The 21,457-nt window shown below is 71.5% G+C and carries 16 protein-coding genes and 1 pseudogene; 6 read left to right on the top strand and 11 right to left on the bottom strand.

The window, feature by feature from the left end; all coding sequences use genetic code 11:
* Positions 1-83: 83 nt before the first annotated feature.
* Together ABZ385_RS16705 and ABZ385_RS16700 are read right to left on the bottom strand one after the other, a co-directional pair.
* A pseudogene (locus ABZ385_RS16705) lies at positions 84-266 on the bottom strand (PIG-L family deacetylase); the annotation flags it as partial.
* A gap of 108 nt (positions 267-374) precedes the next feature.
* Positions 375-2,657 (bottom strand): FUSC family protein, encoded by a 2,283-nt coding sequence (locus ABZ385_RS16700; RefSeq protein ID WP_358911938.1) that lies wholly within the window; start codon positions 2,655-2,657, stop codon positions 375-377.
* A 220-nt stretch (positions 2,658-2,877) separates the two neighbouring features.
* On the opposite strand from ABZ385_RS16700, the gene ABZ385_RS16695 reads away from it, so the two are divergent.
* On the top strand, positions 2,878-3,354 hold the full coding sequence (locus tag ABZ385_RS16695; protein WP_358578442.1) for a peroxiredoxin: 477 nt from the start codon (positions 2,878-2,880) through the stop codon (positions 3,352-3,354).
* A gap of 123 nt (positions 3,355-3,477) precedes the next feature.
* Here the strand turns inward: ABZ385_RS16695 and ABZ385_RS16690 are convergent, their stop codons facing one another.
* Positions 3,478-4,434 carry a CPBP family glutamic-type intramembrane protease gene (locus ABZ385_RS16690; protein WP_358911937.1) on the bottom strand — a complete coding sequence of 319 codons (957 nt, stop codon included), beginning with the start codon at positions 4,432-4,434 and terminating at the stop codon, positions 3,478-3,480.
* A gap of 160 nt (positions 4,435-4,594) precedes the next feature.
* The gene (locus ABZ385_RS16685; protein ID WP_358578438.1) at positions 4,595-6,103 is read right to left on the bottom strand and encodes a helix-turn-helix domain-containing protein; all 1,509 of its coding nucleotides are present in this window, start codon (positions 6,101-6,103) and stop codon (positions 4,595-4,597) included.
* 175 nt (positions 6,104-6,278) lie between these two features.
* On the opposite strand from ABZ385_RS16685, the gene ABZ385_RS16680 reads away from it, so the two are divergent.
* Positions 6,279-7,613: a M64 family metallopeptidase gene (locus ABZ385_RS16680; RefSeq protein WP_358911936.1), complete on the top strand. Its 1,335-nt coding sequence runs from the start codon at positions 6,279-6,281 to the stop codon at positions 7,611-7,613.
* An 82-nt stretch (positions 7,614-7,695) separates the two neighbouring features.
* Here ABZ385_RS16680 and ABZ385_RS16675 read toward each other — a convergent pair whose 3' ends face one another.
* Both ABZ385_RS16675 and ABZ385_RS16670 read right to left on the bottom strand, forming a co-directional pair.
* Positions 7,696-8,061 (bottom strand): hypothetical protein, encoded by a 366-nt coding sequence (locus ABZ385_RS16675; protein WP_358911934.1) that lies wholly within the window; start codon positions 8,059-8,061, stop codon positions 7,696-7,698.
* Between the two features lie 199 nt (positions 8,062-8,260).
* Positions 8,261-9,382 carry a hypothetical protein gene (locus ABZ385_RS16670; protein ID WP_358911932.1) on the bottom strand — a complete coding sequence of 374 codons (1,122 nt, stop codon included), beginning with the start codon at positions 9,380-9,382 and terminating at the stop codon, positions 8,261-8,263.
* 338 nt (positions 9,383-9,720) lie between these two features.
* Here ABZ385_RS16670 and ABZ385_RS16665 point away from each other — a divergent pair, with 338 nt between their 5' ends.
* The gene (locus ABZ385_RS16665; protein ID WP_358911930.1) at positions 9,721-10,443 is read left to right on the top strand and encodes an alpha/beta hydrolase; all 723 of its coding nucleotides are present in this window, start codon (positions 9,721-9,723) and stop codon (positions 10,441-10,443) included.
* A gap of 141 nt (positions 10,444-10,584) precedes the next feature.
* On the opposite strand, the gene ABZ385_RS16660 is transcribed toward ABZ385_RS16665, so the two are convergent.
* The 3 genes from ABZ385_RS16660 to ABZ385_RS16650 form a co-directional block, all read right to left on the bottom strand.
* Complete coding sequence (locus ABZ385_RS16660) at positions 10,585-11,451, bottom strand: carbohydrate ABC transporter permease (protein ID WP_358578427.1); 867 nt, start codon at positions 11,449-11,451, stop codon at positions 10,585-10,587.
* Positions 11,448-12,416, bottom strand: a complete 969-nt coding sequence (locus tag ABZ385_RS16655) for a sugar ABC transporter permease (protein WP_358578424.1) — start codon at positions 12,414-12,416, stop codon at positions 11,448-11,450. The genes ABZ385_RS16660 and ABZ385_RS16655 overlap by 4 nt, the downstream gene beginning before the upstream one ends.
* A 91-nt stretch (positions 12,417-12,507) precedes the next feature.
* A complete protein-coding gene (locus tag ABZ385_RS16650) occupies positions 12,508-13,827 on the bottom strand; it encodes an ABC transporter substrate-binding protein (protein ID WP_358699245.1) in 1,320 nt (439 codons plus the stop codon).
* Positions 13,828-14,097: 270 nt separating this feature from the next.
* Here ABZ385_RS16650 and ABZ385_RS16645 point away from each other — a divergent pair, with 270 nt between their 5' ends.
* The gene (locus ABZ385_RS16645; protein ID WP_358911928.1) at positions 14,098-16,509 is read left to right on the top strand and encodes a glycoside hydrolase family 2 protein; all 2,412 of its coding nucleotides are present in this window, start codon (positions 14,098-14,100) and stop codon (positions 16,507-16,509) included.
* Positions 16,506-17,543, top strand: a complete 1,038-nt coding sequence (locus ABZ385_RS16640; RefSeq protein WP_358911926.1) for a LacI family DNA-binding transcriptional regulator — start codon at positions 16,506-16,508, stop codon at positions 17,541-17,543. Before ABZ385_RS16645 ends, ABZ385_RS16640 begins: the two co-directional genes overlap by 4 nt.
* Before the next feature lie 25 nt (positions 17,544-17,568).
* On the opposite strand, the gene ABZ385_RS16635 is transcribed toward ABZ385_RS16640, so the two are convergent.
* Both ABZ385_RS16635 and ABZ385_RS16630 read right to left on the bottom strand, forming a co-directional pair.
* Positions 17,569-18,588, bottom strand: coding sequence for a LacI family DNA-binding transcriptional regulator (locus ABZ385_RS16635; protein WP_358911924.1), 1,020 nt, complete (start codon positions 18,586-18,588; stop codon positions 17,569-17,571).
* 88 nt (positions 18,589-18,676) lie between these two features.
* Entirely contained in the window at positions 18,677-20,008 is a 1,332-nt protein-coding gene (locus ABZ385_RS16630; protein ID WP_358911922.1) for a cellulase family glycosylhydrolase, read from the bottom strand.
* 307 nt (positions 20,009-20,315) lie between these two features.
* Between ABZ385_RS16630 and ABZ385_RS16625 the strand changes: the two genes are divergently transcribed.
* Positions 20,316-21,452, top strand: coding sequence for a phospholipase D-like domain-containing protein (locus tag ABZ385_RS16625; protein ID WP_358578454.1), 1,137 nt, complete (start codon positions 20,316-20,318; stop codon positions 21,450-21,452).
* Positions 21,453-21,457: the final 5 nt, after the last annotated feature.

The raw sequence follows: 21,457 nt of genomic DNA, 5'->3' as shown, positions 1-21,457 counted from the left end.
AACACCCACACACACATATAGGCCTGTAGTTCACACTAGAGCTCCACCGAACCCCCGCGGCCGACCCCCCCCCGCCCCGCCCCCCCGGCGCCGAGGAGCCGCACCGCCTCGGCCAGCTCGGCCGCACGCCGGGTGCCCGCGGCCCAGGTCGCGGTCACCACCGTGGTCCGGGCCCCCGCCGCCGCGTGCCGGGCGAGCACGCCGCCCGCCATCAGTGACTCGTCGTCGGGATGGGCGAAGACCGCGAGGAGACCGGGCACGGGCATCGGCAGCCACCTTCCTGTCAGGGGACGCGACGGGCAGGGGTCCAGCATAGGGAGGGGCCCGGCGGCCCTCCCGTACGCGGCGGGGCGGCCTCGCGCCAGGAGGCGACCTCAGCGTTTCGCGGCGCCGTGCGCGCCGGCCGGCTTCTCCTCGCGGATCGGCAGCGGGACGCCCAGCGGGCGCGCCAGGCCCACGATCCCCTCGTCCAGGCGCTGCAGATGGCGCAGCACACGGAACGCCACCGAGCCGGTGCGCAGCACGTCGTGGCGGCCACTGTCCAGCATCGAGGCGATGCTGGCGCCCGACTCGATCTCGCCGTCGCTCTCCTCGTCACGCACATGCGCGGCGATCAGCTCGATGTTGTGGGTGATGCGCCGCCCCGCGAGCGCCAGCCGCGCGTCGGCCGCCACGCTCTTGCTCGCGGGCACCAGCTCCGCCGTCGCCGCCAGCGACCGCGCGTGATAGGCGCAGGTCTCCAGGAGCGCCACCACATAGCGGGCGTTGCGCCGCCGCGCCCGCAGCGGGGCGATCGGATGGGTCAACGGCTTCGTGGAGCTGCGCAGGGCGTCCAGCGCCGTGTCCAGGTCCCGCGCCAAGTCCACGAGATCGATCGCGGGACCGCCGCTGAGCTGCGCGACCGCCGCCGCGACCACATCGCGCAGGCGCGCGAGGACGGTGCCCAGTTCCTCGTCGGTACGGTGCGACGTACGCACCGGCAGCACCAGCACCGCGGCGATGATGCCGCACGCCGCGCCCAGCGCGGTCTCCTCGACGCGCAGCACGAGGACGTCGAGGCTGTAGGTGTTGAGCAGCGTGTAGAGCAGGCCCAGCATCGCCGTGACGAAGAACGACATCAGGGCGTAGGACAGGGGCGCGGTGAAGAACATCCCGAACACGCAGAGGAGGACCAGCGCGAACGCGATCCACGTGTGGTCGCCGACGGCCCCGGCCAGCGCCACCCCGGCCACCACGCCGAGCACCGTGCCGAGCAGACGCCGGTAGCCCTTGACGAGGATCTCGCCGGTGGACGCGGTGTTGAGGAAGACGACCCAGCACGTCAGGACCGCCCAGTACCAGCGCTGCGCGGACAGGAACTCGCCGCCGACGATGGCCAGCGCCGAACCCACCGACACCTGCACGGCCGCCCTCGTCGTGGGACGCCGCAACCCGCGCGGCTGCTCCTCGGCCGCCTCCGCCTCCGCCGCCTCACCGGAGATGGAGATCTCCTCCGCCTCGAACTCCTCGCGCGAGCGCGCGGCTTCGGGCGTGTCGTACTCCTCGTCCCGCGCCCCGTCCACCGCGAGCCGCAGGCCCACGATGGCGCGCGCCGTCTCACCGACCGCGCGGAAACAGTCCTGGATCGCCGGTGAGCCCTGGGGCAGGCCCTGCTCCTCGCGGTAGCCGAGCAGCCGGTTGCGCACATACGGCAGCGCCGTTCCCCGGTCGTCGGGGACCAGGCGCACCACGAGCAGATGCAGGGCCCGCAGGTCCCTGCGCAGCGCCGTGCCCGCGTCCTGGGCGAGCCGCGAACGGGGCGGCATGGCCGCGGACGCGTTCGGCAGATGCAGCGTGAGCGTGTCCACGCGCTCGGCGCTGCGGGCGTTCAACAGCAGGACGCCGAGGCGCTCCGCGGCGATCTCGGCGTCGGCGACCCTGCGCTGGAGCAGCGCCGCCGCCGAGGCGTCGCTGGTGCCCTCTTCGAGGCGGCCCTGGATCATGAGCGCGGCCTCGTGCAGCCGGGCGGTGCTGCGCCGCAGGTCGACCAGGACCTTGTCCACGTCCTCGGTGTCGGCGTCGAGGAGGTCGATCTGGTGGGCTATGAGCTGCGCGAGGCGGGCCCGGAAGGCCTCGCGCAGCCGGGCCAGGGTGCGTTCGGGGCTCTCCGGCACCAGCGCGAACCGGGCGACGGCGCTGCAGGCGAACGCGACCGTCAGCGTCAGGTACAGCTCCGGCAGGGCCGGCACGGACGCGTTCACGAAGAGCGACACGAAGTAGACCTGGAAGCCGATCAGCCCGAGCGCGGTGCCCCGGTCCCCGAACCGGCGCGAGTACACCGCCGCGAAGATCAGCGCCACGAAGAAGAGGTCACCGGCGATCACCCGGGAGTTGAGGAGCGCTCCCAGGGATATCGCCGCGAGCGCCACGGGCAGGCCGAGGAGCAGCGTGATCGCCTGGCCGCGCACCTCCTTCTCCTGGATCGCGAACGTGGCGACCATCGCCGTCATCGCGCCCGCGACGAGATGCGGCACCGGGGTGCCGAGGAGCGCCAGCACGGCGAGGGCGAGCAGAATCGCCCCGACCGTGCGCAACCCCGCCATCAGGCGCAGGAGTCCTGGGTCGGACGCCGAGAACCGGTCCCAGACGCCCTTCGCTGTCTTTCGTGCCACTGCCATCGCGATGCCGTGCTCCCCGTCGCTCTCTCGGTGTCCGTGGGCGTGTGCCCCAGCATCGCACGAGGGCTTTCCCGGAGATCAAGGCTGGTGGGAGGCGGTTTGCCGAGACCGGGACGGGGCCCCGTGGACAGCCCTCGCCCGCCGTCGAGTAGGGTTTCGCTCCCGCCACTCGAGGAGGCATCGTGTCGCCGATGATCCGTACGTCGCACGGAAGCCGGGCATGACGGCCCGCTTGGCGGTCGGTGACACCGCCCCGGACTTCACGCTGCCGGACGAGACCGGCACCCCCCGCCGGCTCCGCGAACTGCTGGCGGACGGCCCCGTCGTCCTGTTCTTCTACCCGGCCGCTCTCACCCCCGGCTGCACGGCCGAGGCCTGCCACTTCCGGGACCTGGCCGCGGAGTTCGCCGCGGCCGGCGCGCGACCGGTGGGGGTGAGCGCCGACGGGGTCGAACGCCAGCGGGAGTTCAGCAAGCGGCACACCCTCGGCTTTCCTCTGCTCTCGGATCCCGAGGGCGCGGTGCGCGACCGGTTCGGCGTGACGCGCGGTTTCTCCCTCGCGCCCACCAAGCGCGTGACGTTCGTCATCGCTCCGGACCGCACCGTCGCCGAGGTGGTCCGCAGCGAACTGCGGATGAGCGCTCACGCGGACCGTGCTCTGGCGGCCGTGCGCCGCATCAAGGAGAACACGGCCTGAGGGCCGTTCCGTCGGCTCCGGCTCCGGCCCCGTCACCCGGCTCCCGCGCCGGCCTTCAGGAACGCCGCCTTTCACGAGGATTGGCCTTCACGAACGCCAGCTTTTCACGAACGTCGGCCTGCATCAGCGGGACCGGAGCGGGACCCGCCGGCCGGCCGGGACGCCCTGCCCGCGCTCGAGCTCGCGCTCGCGCCGCCGGACCACTCGTCGCCGGACCAGGAACACCGCCATGGCCACCAACAGATAGGCCAGGACCAGGAGTTCCGCTGCCGGGGAGAGGCGGTCCGCGTACCAGCCCGCCCCTCGGCCTCGGCCCTCGTACACGACCCGGTTGACGGTCAGGAACGCCAGATGGGCGCCGACGCACACACTCAGCGGGGCGCGCCGCACCGCTGAGCGGGCGGCGACGAGCATCAGGCCGAACACCGTCAGCAGGATCAGATAGCCGACCGGGTCCTGCCCGCCCGGCGCCGCCCCGACCGGCCCGGCCTCGCGGCCGACGAGGCGCGCGGTCACCGCCCCCACGACCGTGGAGAAGCCGGGCACGACCAGGAACACGGCCGTCGTGCCCAGCGCCGCGCCCAGACCGCCGAACCGCCCCCGCAGCGCGGTCCACGTGTAACCGCGCAGCGTCGTCTCCTCGGGTAGCGCCTCCAGAAGCAGGGCGACGACACCGTTCGCCACCACATACCCGGCGAGCGTCCACAGGTCGGGGCGCGACCACCGCAGCATCCCGGCGGCCGTCCCCGCGCCCAGCACGAGCGCCGCCGACGCCACGACCACCCCGGCCCCCGTGAGCAGTCCCCGCAGGTTCTCGCCCGCCCCGCCGAACCCGAGGCCCCTGAGCGAACCGCCCCGGCGGTGGACCGCGAGCACCACGAGTGGCGCGGCCACCGCGCTGACCAGCACGGCCGGCAACAGCCTCGCCGGGAAGCCGCTCACCCCGAGGGCGTCGGCCGCCACCGGGCCCAGCTCGGTGCCGACACCCAGCGCCGCACCCATGACGAGCCCGCCACCCAGAGCGTGGGCCGGCGCACAGGTGCGCGGGGGAGTGAAGGGAACGGGACGAAGGCCTGCCATGGATCTCTCCTCGCTGAACAACCGCCTCGCCCCCCGTCACGCCAGGGGGGCGTCCCCTTTATCGTCGGCGCCCTCGCGATCAAGGAAGTCGTAGCCGCGGAGGAGATGCGGCTACATCCTTCGATGCAGCGACGAGGGGGACGAGGGGCGCGGGCAAGGGTCAGCCGTACGCACCCCACGCCGGGGACATCGGGGGCGTGGCGGGCGCAGGCCCCAGCGTGGTGGTGCCCGGCGCGGCCCGGTGCCCGAGCCCCGTGCGGTACGCGTCCATGGCCGCCTCCACCCGCCCGGTACGCCGCAACAGATCCCCGAGGAGCCGGCAGAGGTCCGCCAGATCCCCCGCCGCGCTCGACCGTTCGAGCAGGGAGAGCGCCGCGCAGTAGTGCTCCTCCGCGTCCTCCGTGTCCCCCCGTTCCTCGGCGATGAGACCGAGCAGCCGGTGCGCGCCGCCCGCGTGCACCGCGCCCCGCCCGGCCCCGAGCGCCCCCGGCGCCCTGTCCGGCCGCCCCACCGCACCCGCGGCGTCCGCCCGGTCCGTTCCGCCCGCCCGGTCCGTCTCCGCCGCCTTGCCCGTCTCCGCCGTCCCGCCCGTTTCGGCACCGGAGGCCAGCAGGGGCCGCAGCAGCGCCTCCGCCTCGGCGGTCCTGCCGAGCCGCCGCAGCACGTCCGCCAGTTCCACCTCCACCTGCTCGGTGAAGAGCGCGGCCCGCTTGGAGGCGAGGATGGCCCGGGCCGTGCGCAGCTCGCTCTCGGCGTGCTCCAGGTCGCCGTCCTGGGCGTGGACGTACCCGCGCATCCAGTGGCAGTGGGCGAGTTCGGTGCGGATGTGCAGCTGGCGGTAGAGCTCCTGGGCCTTGGCGAGCGACGCGTCGGCCTCGGCGATGCGGCCCTCCGCGATGAGCGTACGGGCGACCCCGCGATGCATGCCCGCGACCAGCGCCGGGTCGCTCACGCGCGGGGCGAGCGCGAGCGCCAGTTCGGCGGCCTGCGCGGCCCTGGCGTGCGCCCCCATGTCCATGTAGGGGGCGATGGACGCGGTGTACAGGAGCAGCAGCGCCTCCGGATCGTGCAACCCCGCCGCGTCGAGCTCGTCGAGGGTGCTCTCCAGGAGGTAACAGGCGTACCGCAGCTCACCGGTGAGCAGATGGGCGGTGGCGCGCCCCCGGATGGCGGGGACCCGGCGGGGCAGCGGCTGGTCCGCGAGGAGCCGTTCGGCGGAGGCGAAACAGTCGCGGGCGTCCGTCAGTTCGCCCGACTCCAGCAGGCAGTCGCCGAGACCGAGCAGCGCGGCGGCCTGCTCCTCGCCGAGCGCGTGTCCGACCGCCTCCTCGTGGAGCTCCCGGAAGAGCGTGGCCGCGTCCTCGGGTGCGCCGGTGGCCAGGGCGCGCCGCGCGTCGGTCAGCCGCAGCCGCAGTCCGGCGGCGAGGTGGGCGGGGCGGCCCGTGGCCAGCTCCTCGTGACTCACACCGAGGCGCTCCGCGAGGTGCCGCAGCGCGGCCTCGGAGGGCCGCACCTTGCCCGCCTCCAGGGTGGAGACGTACGCGGGTGTGTAGGCGGGCTCCGCCAACTGCCGCTGTGTGAGGCCGCGTTCGCCGCGCAGACGCAGGACGCGCCGCCCGATCTCGGCCGGGTCGTCGGGCCGTACGCCACCGGAACTGTTCTGCGCCACCACTGACTTCTCCCCGCATCCGGACCGGAGGGCGCCCCGAACGCCCTTACCGCACAGGCAACTTGTCGCATCTTCACGCACACCCATTGCCTGGAACCTCAGGAACCTCTACGTTGAGCCGCGCCTTAACCCCGCTTAACCCGCCATTTATATCGCGGACTTCGGAAGGACGCCCATGCCCCCCACGCACCGAATATCCGGCCGTGCCAGACGCGCGACGCTGCGCGCCGCCCTCGCCACCGGCACCGCCCTGACCGCGGCGCTCGCCGCCACCGCCCCGGCCGGACCCGCCGCCGCGGCGGACCCGGACCCGCAGGACCGGCGCGCCCAGCGCGTCGAGTACTTCACCGGCCCCGGCGCCCACCCCCGGCACACCGGGATCCCGGCGCCCGCCCCGCTCACCGCGAGGGAGCGCGCCACAATCCAGGCCGACGGCGACGTCGTGCCGATCGTCCAGGCCGGGCCGACAGCCGCCAAGCTGGACGTCGTCTTCATCGGCGACGGCTACACCGCCACCCAGCAGGCCGACTTCCACGCCGACGTGCGCGCCAAGTGGGCGAAGGTCTCCGCCGTCGAGCCGTACGCCTCGTACAAGGGCCTGTTCAACGTCTGGGCGGTCGACGCGGTCTCCCGGCAGTCCGGCGTCTCCGGCGACCCGACGAGCGGCACCGTGAAGGACACCGCGCTCGGCTCGGCGTTCTTCTGCGACGGCATCGAGCGCCTGCTGTGCGTCGACACCGCCAAGGTCGAGGCATACGCGAAGAAGGCCGCCGACCCCGATCTGGTGATCGTCCTCGCCAACTCCACCAAGTACGGCGGGGCGGGCTACAACGACATCACCTCCCCGTCGGGCTACGACGGCATCGCGACGGCCTCCTCCGACAACGCCCAGTCCGACCAGGTCGTCGTCCACGAGACCGGGCACTCCCTGGGGAAGCTGGCCGACGAGTACTGGTACGACGAGTACGGCACCTACACCGGCGCCGAGCCGTGGGAGTCGAACATCAGCAAACTGAAGGCGGCGCAGCTGACCGCGCAGAAGAAGAAGTGGTACCGCTGGATCGGCCGGACCTCCCCGGACGGCGGCACGGTCGGCGCGTACGAGGGCGGCGGCTACTATCCGCGCGGCCTCTACCGCCCCACCACCAACTCGATCATGCGTACGCTCGGCCGCGAGTTCAACCTCCCCGGCCGCGAGGCGATGATCGCCGGCTTCCACCGGCACGCGTCCGTCGTCACCGCCCTCACCCCGACGGACCGCGTGGTCCGGCGCGACGCGAAGGTCTCCGTGCGGGTCGCGGAGGGCATCCGGCCGCGCTGGTCCGTCGACGGCCGCGAGGTGCGGCACGCCAGGGGCGACAGCACGGTCAGCCCTCGCGCCCTGGGCGTCCCGGCGGACGGCCGGGAGCACACGCTCTCGGTCCGCGCCACCGACCACACCGACGCGGTCCGCGACCCGGCCCTGCGCCGCCTGCTGACCGACTCACTGACGTGGCGGGTGGTCCGCTGACCGAGCCTCCGCCCTCCCGCGCGCTGAGGGCGGCAGTGGCGTCGACCGGTCACGCCAGGTCCACGGCAGCGGCGTCGACCGGTCACGCCAGGTCCATGAGGACGCGGGCGCGGCCGCCCGTGTCCCGTGGGGTGGTGAGCGTGACGGCGCGGGCGACCGCGCTCACGATGTTCCAGCCGAGGCCCGCATGCGGCGCGGTGCGCGCTCCGGGCCGGTATTCGAGCGTCAGCTCCAGGGTGTTCTGGTAGGTGCGGACAGTGAGGTTCCGGATTCCGGCCGAGTTCTGTTCGGCGTCCGCGACCAGCTCCGAGAGGGCGAGGAGGGCGTCCATGCGCCTGGACGGCGTGTACTCGTCCGCACCGTCGAGGAAGGCGACCAGAGCGTCACGCGCCTCACCCGCGCTCCGAGGGATACCGCTGAGAGTGCAGACGTGCTGCGGCAAGGACACGAAACCTCCTGCGAATAACGATCTGTCGCCTGCACGTGCCCGGCCTCCGGCATCCGACGCATGGAGCAGCCCTTCTTCACCTGATCGAGGTAACGGAACCGCCCCCGTGTTTACGCGACGTCCGTCCCCCGCCGGAACCGACGGTGCCTCACCACTCCGTCTGCTCGGCTCGCAGGTGTGTTCCCCCGTACCGAAGAGTTCAGGAAGAGCCGAAGGCAGCGGTAGGGGTCTCGCCGTTCAGCGTCTGCCGGGTACGGGCGGCGACCGTCTTGCTGAGGGCGCCGAGCGTGTCGAGATCGACACTGCGTCCGTGGTCGTTGTGGAGGCGGATGCTGAACATGACGGTCCCGCAGTGGACAACACTGCGTGCCTCCGATCTGTCCACTCCGTCGAGGACTCCGGTATAGGACGCGCTGAAGAAGGCCGAACGATCGCAGGAGGAGGGCAGCGATTCCACTGTCACGCCATCAGGCGGGTTGTTGGCCAACTCCGCCTTCTGGCCGAGGTATCCCTGAACGGCGGCGCGCCGGCTGGAGTAGGTCACGACCTCGATGAGAACCCGGTCGAAACCGGCTGAGGCTTCCGGGGCGTACCACGCTGTCAGATCAAGCAGTGAGCCCTTGCAGATGTAGTGGAGTGTCTCGTCCTCCTCCACGCCCACACGGTTGTCGGGGCACGTGTCCTTCTTCGGCGAGCCGTCGGTGAAAGCCCAGCCCTCCGGCAGGCTCTCCGGGCCGGGGAATATACGCTTCGCCGCGGCCGGATCGCGTACTTCCGGAGCGGACGCGCCACCGGAGGGTGACGGTGCCAAGGGGGCGGAGGACGCCGCCGTGCGGGAACTTCGGGGCGATGTACCGTCGGAGGACTCGGGAAGCTCGTCACCGGTGATGATCTGCGTCCCGCCGTACACGGCCAGGGTCAGCAGCGCGAGCAGCAGCGCGCCACCCGCGGTCAGGTACGCGCGAGCGCTGCGGGAGTTGTTGATCGTCAGCGGGCCCAGCGAGATCTGGCTCCGCCGTATCCTGCTGCCGCTACCGATGACGATGCTGTCCTTGTACGAATGGTTGCTCGTACCGGCGGGGGGAGCGGCCGGAGCCGGCCCTGCCAACGCCGCCGCCACCCGGCCCCTGAACTCGGGGTCGGCAGCCAAAGCCTCCCGGATCGCCTCCTGGAGACCCTGTGCCGCCACCGGGTCCGTCGGGTCGGCACTCACCCGGGCCAGCGCGGCCCGGCCCTCGCCCGAGGTCCCCAGCCGCGCTCGGACCACGTCCCCCAACGCCCGGCCCGCCTCGGTCCCGGCCCCTGCCGCGATGGCCGTCACTACTTGTACGGCCGATAACGCCATGCTTCCCGCCGCGTCCACACGCGCCCCCTACCTCTGCGGACCCCGAGACAACCACGGCGGCCGCCGGCCACGCCAGGAGTCGGGGGCAAGTCGCGCGGGCCCCGCACGTACTTCGCTCGGTCAGCGACGAGGGCCCGCGATAACCCGTTGGCGGGCCCCGGCGGCCGCTGCTACTTTTCCGGCAGGCCGTGCGTGAGGACGAGGAGGTGGTACCCGTGAGCGATGTAACGACATGGGTGCTCCCCTCCGGGGTCACGGTCGGGCGGTAGGTCGTCCGGGAGCGCCGTTCACGAGCACTCCCGAAAGGCACGACCATGCGATTCACTTCCGAACAGCGCCTCGACGACGGCACCGTCGAACGCGAGTTCACCCTCGGCGAGACCCCCGGCACCCTGTGGACCCCCGCCTCCCCGGAACCGGCCCCGCTGATCCTGATGGCCCACAACAACGGCCTGCCCAAGGGGGACCCCCGGCTGGTGGCCCGGGCCCGCCGGTCCGCCGCGTACGGCTACGCCGTGGCCACCATCGACGCCCCCGGATGCGGCGACCGGCCCCGTACCGCCGCCGACGAACGGGCCCGCGCCGAGCTGCGCCGGGCGATGCGGGCCGGTGAGCCGGTCGACGAGATCTTCGAGTCCTTCATCGGCCCGCTGGTAGAAATGGCGGCCCCGGAGTGGTGGGCCACCCTGGACGCACTCCTGGCGCTGCCCGGGATCGGCGGCCCGGTCGGCTACTCGGGCTGGACCGCCCTCGGCATCCGGCTGGCGGTGACCGAGCCGCGTATCGCCGCCGCCGGCTTCTTCGCCGGGGGCTACGTGCCCCGTGCCCAGCGCGCGCAGGCCCGGCAGGTCACCGTCCCGCTGCTGTTCCTGCTGCAGTGGGACGACGAGGGCAACCCCCGGCAGCGGGCACTGGACCTGTTCGACGCCTTCGGCACCAAGGAGAAGACGCTCCACGCCAACCTGGGCGGACACACCGGTACCCCGTGGTTCGAGGTGGAGGACGGGAACCGGTTCTTCGACCGGCACCTGAAGTGAGGCCCGTCCACCAGACCGCCGCCAGGCGGTAGGCGGTAGGTGGTAGGCGGTAGGTGGTGCCCGCGGCGGCGGACCGCGGGCACCCACGCCCGGCAACCCGGCAACCCGGCAACCCGGCCACCCGGCAGCCCGGCTCACCGGCTACTTGGTGGCCCCCTGGGCGAAGCCGTTGTAGATGTAACGCTGCAGGAAGAGGAAGACGAGCAGCGTCGGCACGATGACCAGGATCGCTCCCGCCGAGATGTTCTCCCAGTGCGCGCCGAAAGGGCCCTTGAAGCGGAACAGGGCCGTGGAGATGGTCCCCTTGTCCTCGGAGGGCATGTAGAGGAACGGGATGTAGAAGTCGTTGTACGTCGTGATGCCCTTGACGATGACGACCGTGGCGATGGCCGGCTTGAGCAACGGCAGAATGATCTTGCGGTAGATGGTGAAGGTGTTCGCGCCGTCGAGCCGGGCCGCCTCGTCCAGCGAGGTCGGGATGCCGCGGATGAACTGCACGAAGATGTAGATCGACACGATGTCGGTGCCCATGTAGAGCAGGATCGGCGCCCACCGGGTGTCCACCAGGCCGAAGCTGTTGACCACTTGGAAGGTGGCCACCTGCGTCGTCACACCGGGGACCAGGGTGGCGATCAGGAACAGCGCCAACACGGTCTTCTTCAGGCGGAACTCGAAGCGGTCGATCGCGTACGCCGTCATCGAGCCGATGAGCACGGTGCCGGTGATCGAGAACACCAGGATGAACGCGGTGTTCCCGAAGGCGGCGAGCATGTGCCCGTCACGGAACGCGGTCGCGTAGTTGGAGAAGTTCAGCCAGTCGCGCGGCAGGGCGAGGGCCCCGCCGTCGCTCACCTCGCGGGAGGACTTCAGCGAGGTGAGGAAGACGACGACGAGCGGGATCAGGACCACCAGCGCGGCGACGACCAACGACAGGTAGGTCAGTGCCGTTCCGATGCGGGGCCGCCTGTTCCGGGGCGAGGTCCGCTCGGCGGAGGTGAGCGTGGTCATACGAGGTCCACCTTGTCGTCGGGCACGAGCCGCCGCTGTATCCAGGTGATCACCAGGATGATCAGGAGCAGCACGACGGCGCAGGCCGATGCCAGCCCCGTCTTGTTGAACTGGAAGGCGAGCTTCACCGTCTGGATGACGAACGTCGAGGTGCCGGTGGCCCCGCCGGTCATGATGTACGGGATCTCGAAGACGGCCAGCGAGCCGGAGATGGCCAGGATGACGCTGAGGCTCAGCACGGGACGGATGCTCGGCGCGATGATGTGCCGGAACTGCTGCCAGCGGCTCGCGCCGTCCAGCTGCGCCGCCTCGTACAGCTCGCCCGGGACGGACTGGATCGCGCCGAGGAAGAGGACGAAGTTCAGCCCGGTGAAGCGCCAGACCGAGACACCGGCGAGCGAGGTGTTGGCGGACTCGGGATCGCCGAGCCAGGCGTGGTCGCCACCGGCCCCGAACCAGGCCAGGAGCGCGTCGAGGGTGCCGCCGTCCTGGAAGAAGTAGAGGAAGACGAAGCCGATGGCGACGCCGTTGACCAGGTAGGGGAAGAAGAGGATCCCCTTGAACAGATTGCGGAAGCGCAGGTCGAAGCTGAGGACCGTGGCGAAGTACAGGGCGATGACGATCTGCACGGCCGAGGCGGCCAGATAGTAGAAGCTGACGAAGAACACCCGGAACAGTTCGGGCCGGGTGAACAGCTGCCGGTAGTTGTCCAGGCCGGTGTAGTTCCGTTCGGGGCTGACGCCGTCCCAGTCCGTGAAGCTGTAATAGATCATGTTGCCCACGGGGACGTAGGTGAACGTGATCAGCAGCGCCAGCGGCGTGAGCAGGAACAGCCAGGGGGTGATCCTGCGCAACGGGTGCTCGCGCCAGGAGCGGGCGGGCGCCACCGCGCGCGGGGAGCGGCGGACGGCCGGCGCGGCCCGCCGGGTGGGCGGCGGCGCTTTGGTGGTGTCGGTGTCGGTCATGTCGAGGGGGCCTTTCGTGATCCGCGGCGAGCGTGGTGCGGACGCGGGGCCCCGCGCCGTGAACGGTGCGAGGCCCCGGCCCGGGTCCGGGTCAGCCGCCGGCGGTCGCGGACGCTTCGGCCCAGCGCTTGTCGAGATCGTCGAAGTAGCCCCGCAGGGTCCCCTGCTGGGCGCCCCGGGCGATGTCGATCAGCTTCTGGCGGTAGTCGGGCTTGGCCAGACCGATCTCGGAGGCGTTGTCGATGGCGTTGACCCGCTCCGTCTTCGCCTCGGACCGTTCGATCAGCTTGACATCGTTGTCCTGGTACGGCTTGAGGACGTCGGGGAAGCTCATCGAGGTCAGGGCCGGGACCCCGCCCTCCTTCGCGGCGAAGCCGGACTCCTCGGTGAACCAGTCGATCCAGGCGCGGGCGGCGCTCTTGTTGTCCGAGTGCGCGTTCACCGCCAGCTGGTAGTCGGAGAGCATCGTGGCGCAGAACTTCCCGTCCTTCTGGGCCGGGAAGGGCATGAAGCCGATGTCGTCGGGGTTCCGGCCGGCCTTGGTCGCCGCGTCACGCATCTGGTGCACGGCCCAGGAGCCCAGCAGCATGCTGCTGATCTTCCCCTTGGCGAGGTCCGTCTTGGACGTCTCCCAGTTGGTCGTGGAGGGGTCCTTCTCGGACAGCCCGTCGTGCACGATGTCGTGGAGCAGGGTGTCGATGACGTTGAGCTCACTGCCCTTGGCCCACGGCTTGTCGGACGTGGCGAGCGCGTCGGACGCCTTCGCGTCACAGCTGACCGAGCCGACGCTGTTGGTCCACGGGCTGCTCAGCGGCCAGCCGTCCTTGAAGTTGGTGTAGTACGGCGTCGCACCGGTCTTTTCCTTGATCCGCTTCAGGTCGGCGAGGAATTCGGCCGGGGTGGTGGGCCAGTCGGTGACGCCGGCCCGCTTCCACACCGCCTTGTTGTAGACGAGCCCGTTCACGGTGCCGAGGTTGGCGATGCCGTACGTCTTTCCGCGCACGTCGCTCTTGCCGGTGAAGCGGTAGCGGCGGGCCATGTCCTTCGTGTCGCCCAGCGGGGCGAAGAACTTCGGGTAGTCGCCCTTGGAGATCACCGCGGGGATCAGCAGCACGTCACCGTAGTTCTCGGTGTTCATGCGGATCTTCACCTCCCCCTCGTAGTCGGTGATGCCCTGGAACTTCACCGAGACCTTGGGGTAGGTCTTCTTGAACTCGGCGGCGTACTTCTTCATCGTGCCGTCCTGCACGAGGTCGGTGCGGTGGGTCAGCACCGTGATCGTGCCCTCCACCTTCGCGGGATCGGACGGCTTGGTGGCCGCTTCCCCCGTGGCCGACCCCCCTCCGCCACACCCCGCGACGGTCAGCAGCGCGGTGGCAAGCAGCGCGGCGCTCAGCGGCTTCCTTCTCATGTGCCCAACTCCTTTCAAGGGTTACGGCTCGGGCCCCAGCGGCTGACCCGCACTATGTCAGCCCGTCGTGAACCGGTAAAGCTACGATTTCCGCCGTGATACCCAATCGTTACCCGTGTCGGAGCCGGACCTCCGCCCGAGCTTCTCGGGCAAGGGGCGAACGGCGCCGCTCTGATCGACTTCGGCTACTGGACCGGTTAACCACCGGCGGGCTAGGTTGATGCGCGTTGCACACGATCAGGGCGTGAGCCCGTCCGATGGGAGCCGCTGATGAAGGACGTCGTCCAGCTGACGGAAGGCTGGAGCCTCAGCCACGAGGGAGCACTCCTCGAAGCCCGGGTCCCGGGCTGTGTCCACACCGATCTCCTCGCCGCGGGCCTCATCCCCGACCCCTTTCTCGGCACGAACGAACTGGACGTGGCCTGGGTGGGCCGGCGCTCCTGGACCTACACGCGCTCCCTGGCCGCCCCCCAAGAGGGCCCGGCGCCGCACGAACGCGCCGACCTGGTCTTCGACGGCCTGGACACCGCCGCCCACATCACCCTGGACGGTGCGGAGCTGGGGCGCACGCGCAACATGCACCGCTCCTACCGCTTCGACGTCACCGGCCGCGCCGGCGAGCTGCGCGTCACGTTCGCCTCCGCCTACGAGGAGGCCGCCGCCGTCCGCGAAACGACCGGGGAGCGGCCGAACGTCTACCCGGAGCCGTTCCAGTACATCCGCAAGATGGCCTGCTCCTTCGGCTGGGACTGGGGGCCGACCGTGGTGACGGCCGGCATGTGGCGCCCGGTGCGGATCGAGCGGTGGTCGACGGCGCGCATCGCCCGGGTACGGCCGCTGGTCACCGTGGCGGGAACCCGCGGACGCGTGGAGTTGCGCGTCGACCTCGAACGCACCGCCACGGGCACGGGGCGGCCGCTCGTCGCGCACACCACGGTCGCCGGGGTCCAGGCGCGCGCCGAGACCACCGGCGATCACCTCACGCTGGTGCTCGACGTACCGGACGCCCGGCTCTGGTGGCCTCGCGGGCACGGCGAACAACCGCTCTACGACGTCGAGTTGACGCTGGAGGACGAGGGCGTCGCCTTGGACGCCTGGCGGCGGCGGATCGGCTTTCGCACCGTCGAGATCGACCGGAGCCCCGACGAGCACGGCACCGGCTTCACGTTCGTCGTCAACGGCGAGCGGATCTTCGTACGCGGTGTGAACTGGATCCCCGATGACGTACTGCCCTCCCGCATCACCCCCGAGCGCTACCGCACCCGCCTGCGGCAGACCGCCGACGCCAATGCCGACCTCGTACGCGTCTGGGGCGGCGGCATCTACGAGGACGACGCCTTCTACGACGCCTGCGACGAACTCGGCCTCATGGTCTGGCAGGACTTCCTGTTCGCCTGCGCCGCCTACCCGGAGGAGCAGCCGCTGCGCGGCGAGGTCGAGGCCGAGGCCCGCGAGAACGTCGTACGCCTCATGCCGCACCCCTCCCTGGTCCTGTGGAACGGCAACAACGAGAACCTGTGGGGCTTTCGCGACTGGCAGTGGGAGGAACCCCTCGCGGGAGACTCCTGGGGGGAGGGCTATTACCTGGGCCTCCTGCCGCGCGTGGTCGCGGAGCTGGACCCCACCCGGGCCTACAGCGCGGGCAGCCCCTGGTCCGGCTCCTGGGCACACCACCCCAACGACCCCGACCACGGCACGTACCACTCCTGGGAGGTGTGGAACAGACAGGACTACACCGAGTACCTGGCGAACGTGCCGCGCTTTGTCTCCGAGTTCGGCTGGCAGGCACCCCCCGCACTGGCCACGCTGCGCCGCGCCCTGCCCGGCGAAAGCCTCGCCCCCGATTCCCCCGGGATGCTCCACCACCAAAAGGCCGAGGACGGCAACGCCAAACTGCGGCGCGGCCTCGAACGCCACTTCGCCCCGCCCGAGGGCGACTTCGACCGCTGGCACTACCTGACCCAGGTCGTCCAGGCCCGCGCCGTCGCCACCGGCATCGAACACTGGCGCGCGAACTGGCCGCGCTGCGCCGGCACGATCGTCTGGCAGATCAACGACTGCTGGCCGGTCAGCTCCTGGTCCGCGATCGACGGCGACGGCCGCCTCAAACCCCTCCACCACGAACTGCGCCGCGTCTACGCCGACCGGCTCCTCACCCTCCAGCCGGGCACCGACGGCCCCGACGTCGTCCTCGCCAACCAGAGCGCCGAACCGTGGACGACCGAGGTCACCCTGCGGCTGATGCGGGCCGACGGCACCCTCACCGCCCGCACCTCGCTGCGACTCACCGCGCCCGCCCGGACCGTTTTGCGGCTGCCCGCCCCGTCCGAGGTGACGCCCGCGCCCGGCAGCACCAAGGAGTACCTGGTCGCCGACGCCGACGGGCTGCGCGCCCTCCATCTGCCCGTACGCGACAAGGAGTTCGAATACCCGACGCCGCGACTCGACATCGCCGTGGAGACCGTCGGCCAGGACCAGAACACCGTCGACGTCGTGGTGAGCGCCCACACCCTCGTCCGCGACCTGCTGCTCCAGCCCGACCGCGTCGCCCCCCACGCGAGCGCCGACCGCGGCCTGATCACCCTCCTGCCGGGGGAGCGCACCCGCATCCGCGTCCATGGCGCGGACGGCGCGGGCGCCAACACCTTCCGCAAGGCACTCTTCTGCGTGGAACCGGCGTGAGTGCCCCCACCCAACGCGTCACCATCAAGGACGTCGCGGCCGCCGCCGGCGTGTCCAAAGGGGCGGTGTCGATCGCCTTCAACCACCGACCCGGCCTTGCCGAAAGCACCCGGGAACGCATCTTCGCCGCCGCCCGGGAGTTGGGCTGGGCACCCAACTCCTCCGCCCGCAGCCTATCGACCCAGCGCATCGACACGATCGGCCTCGCCCTGTGCCGGCCGGCCAGACTGCTCGGCCTCGAACCCTTCTACATGGAGTTCATCTCCGGCATCGAGAGCGTCCTCGCCGAACGGTCCTGCTCCCTGCTGCTCCGACTGGTCAGCGGTCTGGACGAGGAGATCGCCCTCCAGGAGGCCTGGTGGCGCGAACGGCAGATCGGCGGGTCCGTCCTGGTGGACTTCCACCGGGACGACCCGCGGGTCGAACCGCTCCGGCGGCTCGGCATCCCCGCGGTGGCGGTCGGGCACCCGGACCTGACCGGCGGCATTCCGTCGCTGTGGACGGACGACGCCACCGCGATGGCCGAGGCGGTGCGCTACCTCGCCGCCCTCGGCCACCGGCACATCGCCCGCGTCGGCGGCCCGCCCGGCCTGGGACACAGCGCCATCCGGGAACGGGCCTTCCAGGACACCCTGCACCAGCTCGGCCTGGGCCCCGGCACACAGATGACGACGGGCTTCGCCGGCGAGGACGGAGCCCGTGCGACACGCTCGCTGCTGCTGCGGCCCGAGCGGCCCACCGCCATCGTCTACGACAACGACATCATGGCGGTGGCCGGGCTCGGCGTCGCCGCCGAGATGGGCGTCGCGGTCCCGGCCGACCTGTCCCTGCTCGCCTGGGACGACTCCCAACTGTGCCGCCTGACCCACCCGACGCTGTCGGCGATGAGCCACGACGTGCACGGCTTCGGCGCCGAGGTCGCCCGCGAACTGTTCGCGGTCATCGCCGGCCGCGAGGTGCGGCCGCACCCCGTGCGGACCCCGTCCCTCACCCCCCGGGCGTCGACGAGCGCGCCGCGCGCCCCGCGGAGCTGAACCCTCGGCCCACCACCGGCGCGCCTCAGCGGGAGCGGGGCGGGCCGGTGCTCGCGCGGGGCACCAGCCGGGCGGCGGGCACCTGTTGGTCCCGGACCGGCTCCTGGGCGACGGCGGCGAGCAAGGTCCGCGCGGCGCAGGCCCCGTACTCCGCGATGTCCCGGGTCAGCGCGGTGAGCTGCGGGCGAACCGCCCGGGTGAACGGCGAGTCGTCCCACGCCACCAGGGACAGGTCGCCCGGCACGTCCAGGCTCAGCTCCTGCGCCACGGACAGACCGGCGACCGCCATGATGTCGTTGTCGTAGACGATCGCGGTGGGCCGCTCCCGGCCGATGAGCAGCCCGCGGGTCGCCCGCGCCCCGCCCTCGCCGGAGTAGTCGGTGTGCACCACGACGGGCTCGGGCAAGCCCGCCTCGCGGCAGCTCGCCGCGAACGCGGCGTCCCGGACGGCGGTGTGCGCGAGCCGGGCGGACCCCGCCACCCGCGCGATGCCGCGGTGCCCCAGCGCCGCCAGATACGCGACCGTCTCCCGGACGCTGGCTCCGTCGTCGGACCACACGACGGGCACGCCCCCGGCCGCCCCCGGCGGGCCCAGCGCCACCGCGGGCAGGTCCATCGCCGTGAGAGCGGGGCCGCGGGCGTCGTCGCCGTACAGGTCCACCAGGAGCGCGCCGTCCACGCGGCCCTCGCCCCACCAGCGCCGGTACAGCTCGATCTCGTCGTCGTGGCTGGTGACGGTCTGGAGCATCAACGCGATGGAGCGGGGGGCGAGTTCGGCCTCGATGCCGCCGATCAGCTCCATGAAGAACGGCTCGACGCTGAGGGTGCGAGGGGGCCGGCACAGGGCCAGGCCCACGGCGCGGGCCCGGGCGCCGTTCAGGGCGCGGGCGGCGCTGCTGGGCCGCCAGCCGACCTCCTGGGCGATCGCCTTGATGCGGGCGCGGGTCTGCTCGGAGACGCCCGGCTGGTCGTTGAGCGCGTAGGAGACCGCGACTTTGGAGACTCCCGCCCGGCGCGCGATGTCCGTGATCGTCGGCCGTTTCATGCGCCCTCCCGCTGTACCGGTTCCGTGCCTCGGCGGCCGACCTTACCGGTCCGCCGCCGAGGTGCGCTCATCCGGCCGGGGGGCCGGTTCAGGCCGTGGTGCAGGCCTTGCCGTCGAGGGTGAAGGCCTTCGGCGGCGTGTTCGCGCCCGTGGAGGAGCCGTTGAACCCGAAGCTCACCGTGCCGTTCGCGGGGATGGAGTGGGTCCAGGACTCGGGGGTGGCCCGGACGTCGGCGCCGCTCTGGACGGCCTTCGCGTTCCACACGGAGTTGATCTTCTGCTGTCCGGAGAAGGCGAAGGCGAGCTGCCAGCCGTCGATCCTCTGGCCGGAGGTGTTGCGGATGGTGATGTCGGCGTTGAACGTGCTGCCCCAGTCGCTCAGGCGGTAGGAGACCGCGCAGGAGCCCTGCCCGGGGTCCGTCCCGCCGAAGACGCCGGCCTCCTTGGCGGTGGCCCTGATGCCGTCGGCCCCCTCGAACAGGCGCCTGCCCCAGGCCGTCGGCCGGCTCGCGTCGAAGTCCCGCACCAGGTCGAGGTACTCCATCCCGCTGCCGTTGCCGCTCCAGGACCATCCCAGGTAGCCGATGCCGAGGGACTGGGCGCTCGCCATGATGGCGTCCTCGTCGGGGTTCCCGTCGGAGTGCATGTCGCCGAACTCACCGACCACGAGGGGCAGTTTGGCGGCGGCGAACCGGTTGAGGTAGGAGCTGACCTCGGCCGGGGTGTCGAAGACGCCGTACATGTGGATGTCGAACAGGATGTTGTGGTCGGGATCGGCTGCCAGCACACCGGCGGCGTTGTCGCGCATGGTGAAGGCCCAGTCCTGGCCCCAGTTGGGGGCGTCGACCATCAGGGTGTGGTCCAGACCCGCGGCCCGCAGCCGGCCGACGGCCTTCTTGGTGTCGTCGGTCCAGGCGGCGTAGCCGGTGTTGCCGTACGGCTCGTTGCCTATGTTGACCAGGACGTACTTCTCCTGGCCCACGAGGGCGTCCTTGACGCCGAGCCAGTAGTCGACGGCCCTGGACAGGGGCACCGCGGCGCCCGCCTCGCCGTACCCGGTCGTGTCATGGGCCTCCAGGACGCAGATCAGCCGGTTCTTCTTGCACTCGGACACGACCCGGGCGACGTCGGCGGTGTCGTTCCTGGCCCACTGGTCCCCGGTGCCGAGCACCACACGCACCGTGTTGGCACCCTTGGCCTTGATGTCCTTCAGCGCCTTGTCGGTCGTGTCCGGATACCAGGTGTGCGCGTGGTTGACGCCGCGCATCACGAAGTCCCGGCCGGTGGCGTCGAGGAGCCGCCCGTCCCGGATCCGGAAGCCCGGCGAGTCGGCGGCCGGCGCCGGCGGGGCGGCGCCGAGGAGTGCGGCACAGGCGGCGAGGAGGGCCCCTGTCGCGACGGCGGCTCGTATACGTCTCATCTGCTGCTCCTGCCTCGATGGGGCGCGCCGACTTCCGGGCGGCCCGCTTCCGCAGCACAATTTCGTGTACGGAACCGGTTAAGTCAATGTGAACGTCAAGAACCGTTTCCACGCGTTCCCCGTGACCGGGCCGACTTCCCGGGCAGTAGGCACTCCGGTGGGGCCCGGATACTGGAGGACCTGCGCAGCTGAACGCGAGGAGAGGTGCCCGATGACGAGGGAAGTCATGAAGAGAACAAGCCACCGACCGGACCCGTCCGTGCCCTCGGCGCCGACGGATCCGTCGGTGACCGAACGCAAGCAGCGGATGCGACGGCGCCTGGAACGGTTGATCGGCATCGCCGCGACCGAGGGCAATGCCCTGGTCCCGCTGCGCAACGGCGACGAGATCTTCGCCTCGATGCTGGCGGCCATCCGCGGGGCCGAGTACACCGTGGACCTGATGACGTTCGTCTACTGGCGAGGGGAGATAGCCCGCCAGTTCGCCCACGCGTTGGCCGACCGGGCCCGCGCCGGGGTGCGGGTGCGGCTGCTCCTGGACGGCTTCGGCAGTCGTCTCATCGAGAAGGACCTGCTGGACCTGATGGAGTCCGCCGGGGCCGAGGTGTCCTGGTTCCGCAAGCCTTTGTACCTGTCACCGTTGAAACAGAACCACCGCTGCCACCGCAAGGTGCTGGTCGTCGACGAGCACACGGCGTACACCGGCGGGGTGGGCATCGCCGAGGAGTGGTGCGGCGACGCGCGCAACGAGAACGAGTGGCGCGACACCCACGTCCAGGTCCGCGGCCCCGCCGTGGACGGGATCGCCGCCGCCTTCGCCCAGAACTGGGCCGAGTGCCACGACGTCCTGTTCGACGACCGGGACCGCTTCACCGGCCACCAGCCGCACGGCGAAGCGATCGTGCAGGTCGTGCGGGGTTCGGCCAGCTTCGGCTGGCAGGACATGCAGACCCTCGTCCGCGTCATGCTGGAAACGGCGCAGCAGCGCTTCCGCCTGGCCACCGCCTATTTCGCGCCCGACGCCTACTTCATCGAGCTGCTCTGCGCGGTGGCCCGGCGGGGCGTCGAGGTGGAGATCCTGCTTCCCGGCCCCCACACCGACAAGCGGGTCTGCCAGCTGGCCGGCCAGCGCCACTACGAGGATCTGCTCACCAGCGGCGTGAAGATCTACCAGTATCAGCCGACGATGATGCACGCCAAGGTCATCACCGTCGACCAGGTCGCCTCATTGATCGGCTCGACCAACTTCAACCGCCGCTCCCTCGACCACGACGAAGAGGTCATGCTCGCCGTGCTCGACGAGAACTTCACCGCCACCCTGGACCAGCACTTCGACGAGGACCTCCAGGTCAGCGAGCGGATAGAGAAGGCCCGCTGGCAGCACCGCCCGGCCGCGCAACGGCTGCGCGAGGTGGCCGTGGCACCCATACGCCGATTCCTGTGACCCGC

The sequence above is a fragment of the Streptomyces sp. NPDC005898 genome (genome assembly GCF_040629635.1).
GTDB lineage: Bacteria > Actinomycetota > Actinomycetes > Streptomycetales > Streptomycetaceae > Streptomyces.
Note: the sequence above shows the minus strand (reverse complement) of the source record. Positions and strands in the feature narration are given on the sequence as shown.

What these genes read in the sequence shown, in the direction of transcription:
- ABZ385_RS16700 (WP_358911938.1), bottom strand. Translation starts at nt 2,657, where the DNA reads ATGGCAGTGGCACGAAAGACAGCGAAGGGCGTCTGGGACCGGTTCTCG.
- ABZ385_RS16695 (WP_358578442.1), top strand. Translation starts at nt 2,878, where the DNA reads ATGACGGCCCGCTTGGCGGTCGGTGACACCGCCCCGGACTTCACGCTG.
- ABZ385_RS16690 (WP_358911937.1), bottom strand. Translation starts at nt 4,434, where the DNA reads ATGGCAGGCCTTCGTCCCGTTCCCTTCACTCCCCCGCGCACCTGTGCG.
- ABZ385_RS16680 (WP_358911936.1), top strand. Translation starts at nt 6,279, where the DNA reads ATGCCCCCCACGCACCGAATATCCGGCCGTGCCAGACGCGCGACGCTG.
- ABZ385_RS16665 (WP_358911930.1), top strand. Translation starts at nt 9,721, where the DNA reads ATGCGATTCACTTCCGAACAGCGCCTCGACGACGGCACCGTCGAACGC.
- ABZ385_RS16660 (WP_358578427.1), bottom strand. Translation starts at nt 11,451, where the DNA reads ATGACCACGCTCACCTCCGCCGAGCGGACCTCGCCCCGGAACAGGCGG.
- ABZ385_RS16655 (WP_358578424.1), bottom strand. Translation starts at nt 12,416, where the DNA reads ATGACCGACACCGACACCACCAAAGCGCCGCCGCCCACCCGGCGGGCC.
- ABZ385_RS16650 (WP_358699245.1), bottom strand. Translation starts at nt 13,827, where the DNA reads ATGAGAAGGAAGCCGCTGAGCGCCGCGCTGCTTGCCACCGCGCTGCTG.
- ABZ385_RS16645 (WP_358911928.1), top strand. Translation starts at nt 14,098, where the DNA reads ATGAAGGACGTCGTCCAGCTGACGGAAGGCTGGAGCCTCAGCCACGAG.
- ABZ385_RS16635 (WP_358911924.1), bottom strand. Translation starts at nt 18,588, where the DNA reads ATGAAACGGCCGACGATCACGGACATCGCGCGCCGGGCGGGAGTCTCC.
- ABZ385_RS16630 (WP_358911922.1), bottom strand. Translation starts at nt 20,008, where the DNA reads ATGAGACGTATACGAGCCGCCGTCGCGACAGGGGCCCTCCTCGCCGCC.
- ABZ385_RS16625 (WP_358578454.1), top strand. Translation starts at nt 20,316, where the DNA reads ATGCGACGGCGCCTGGAACGGTTGATCGGCATCGCCGCGACCGAGGGC.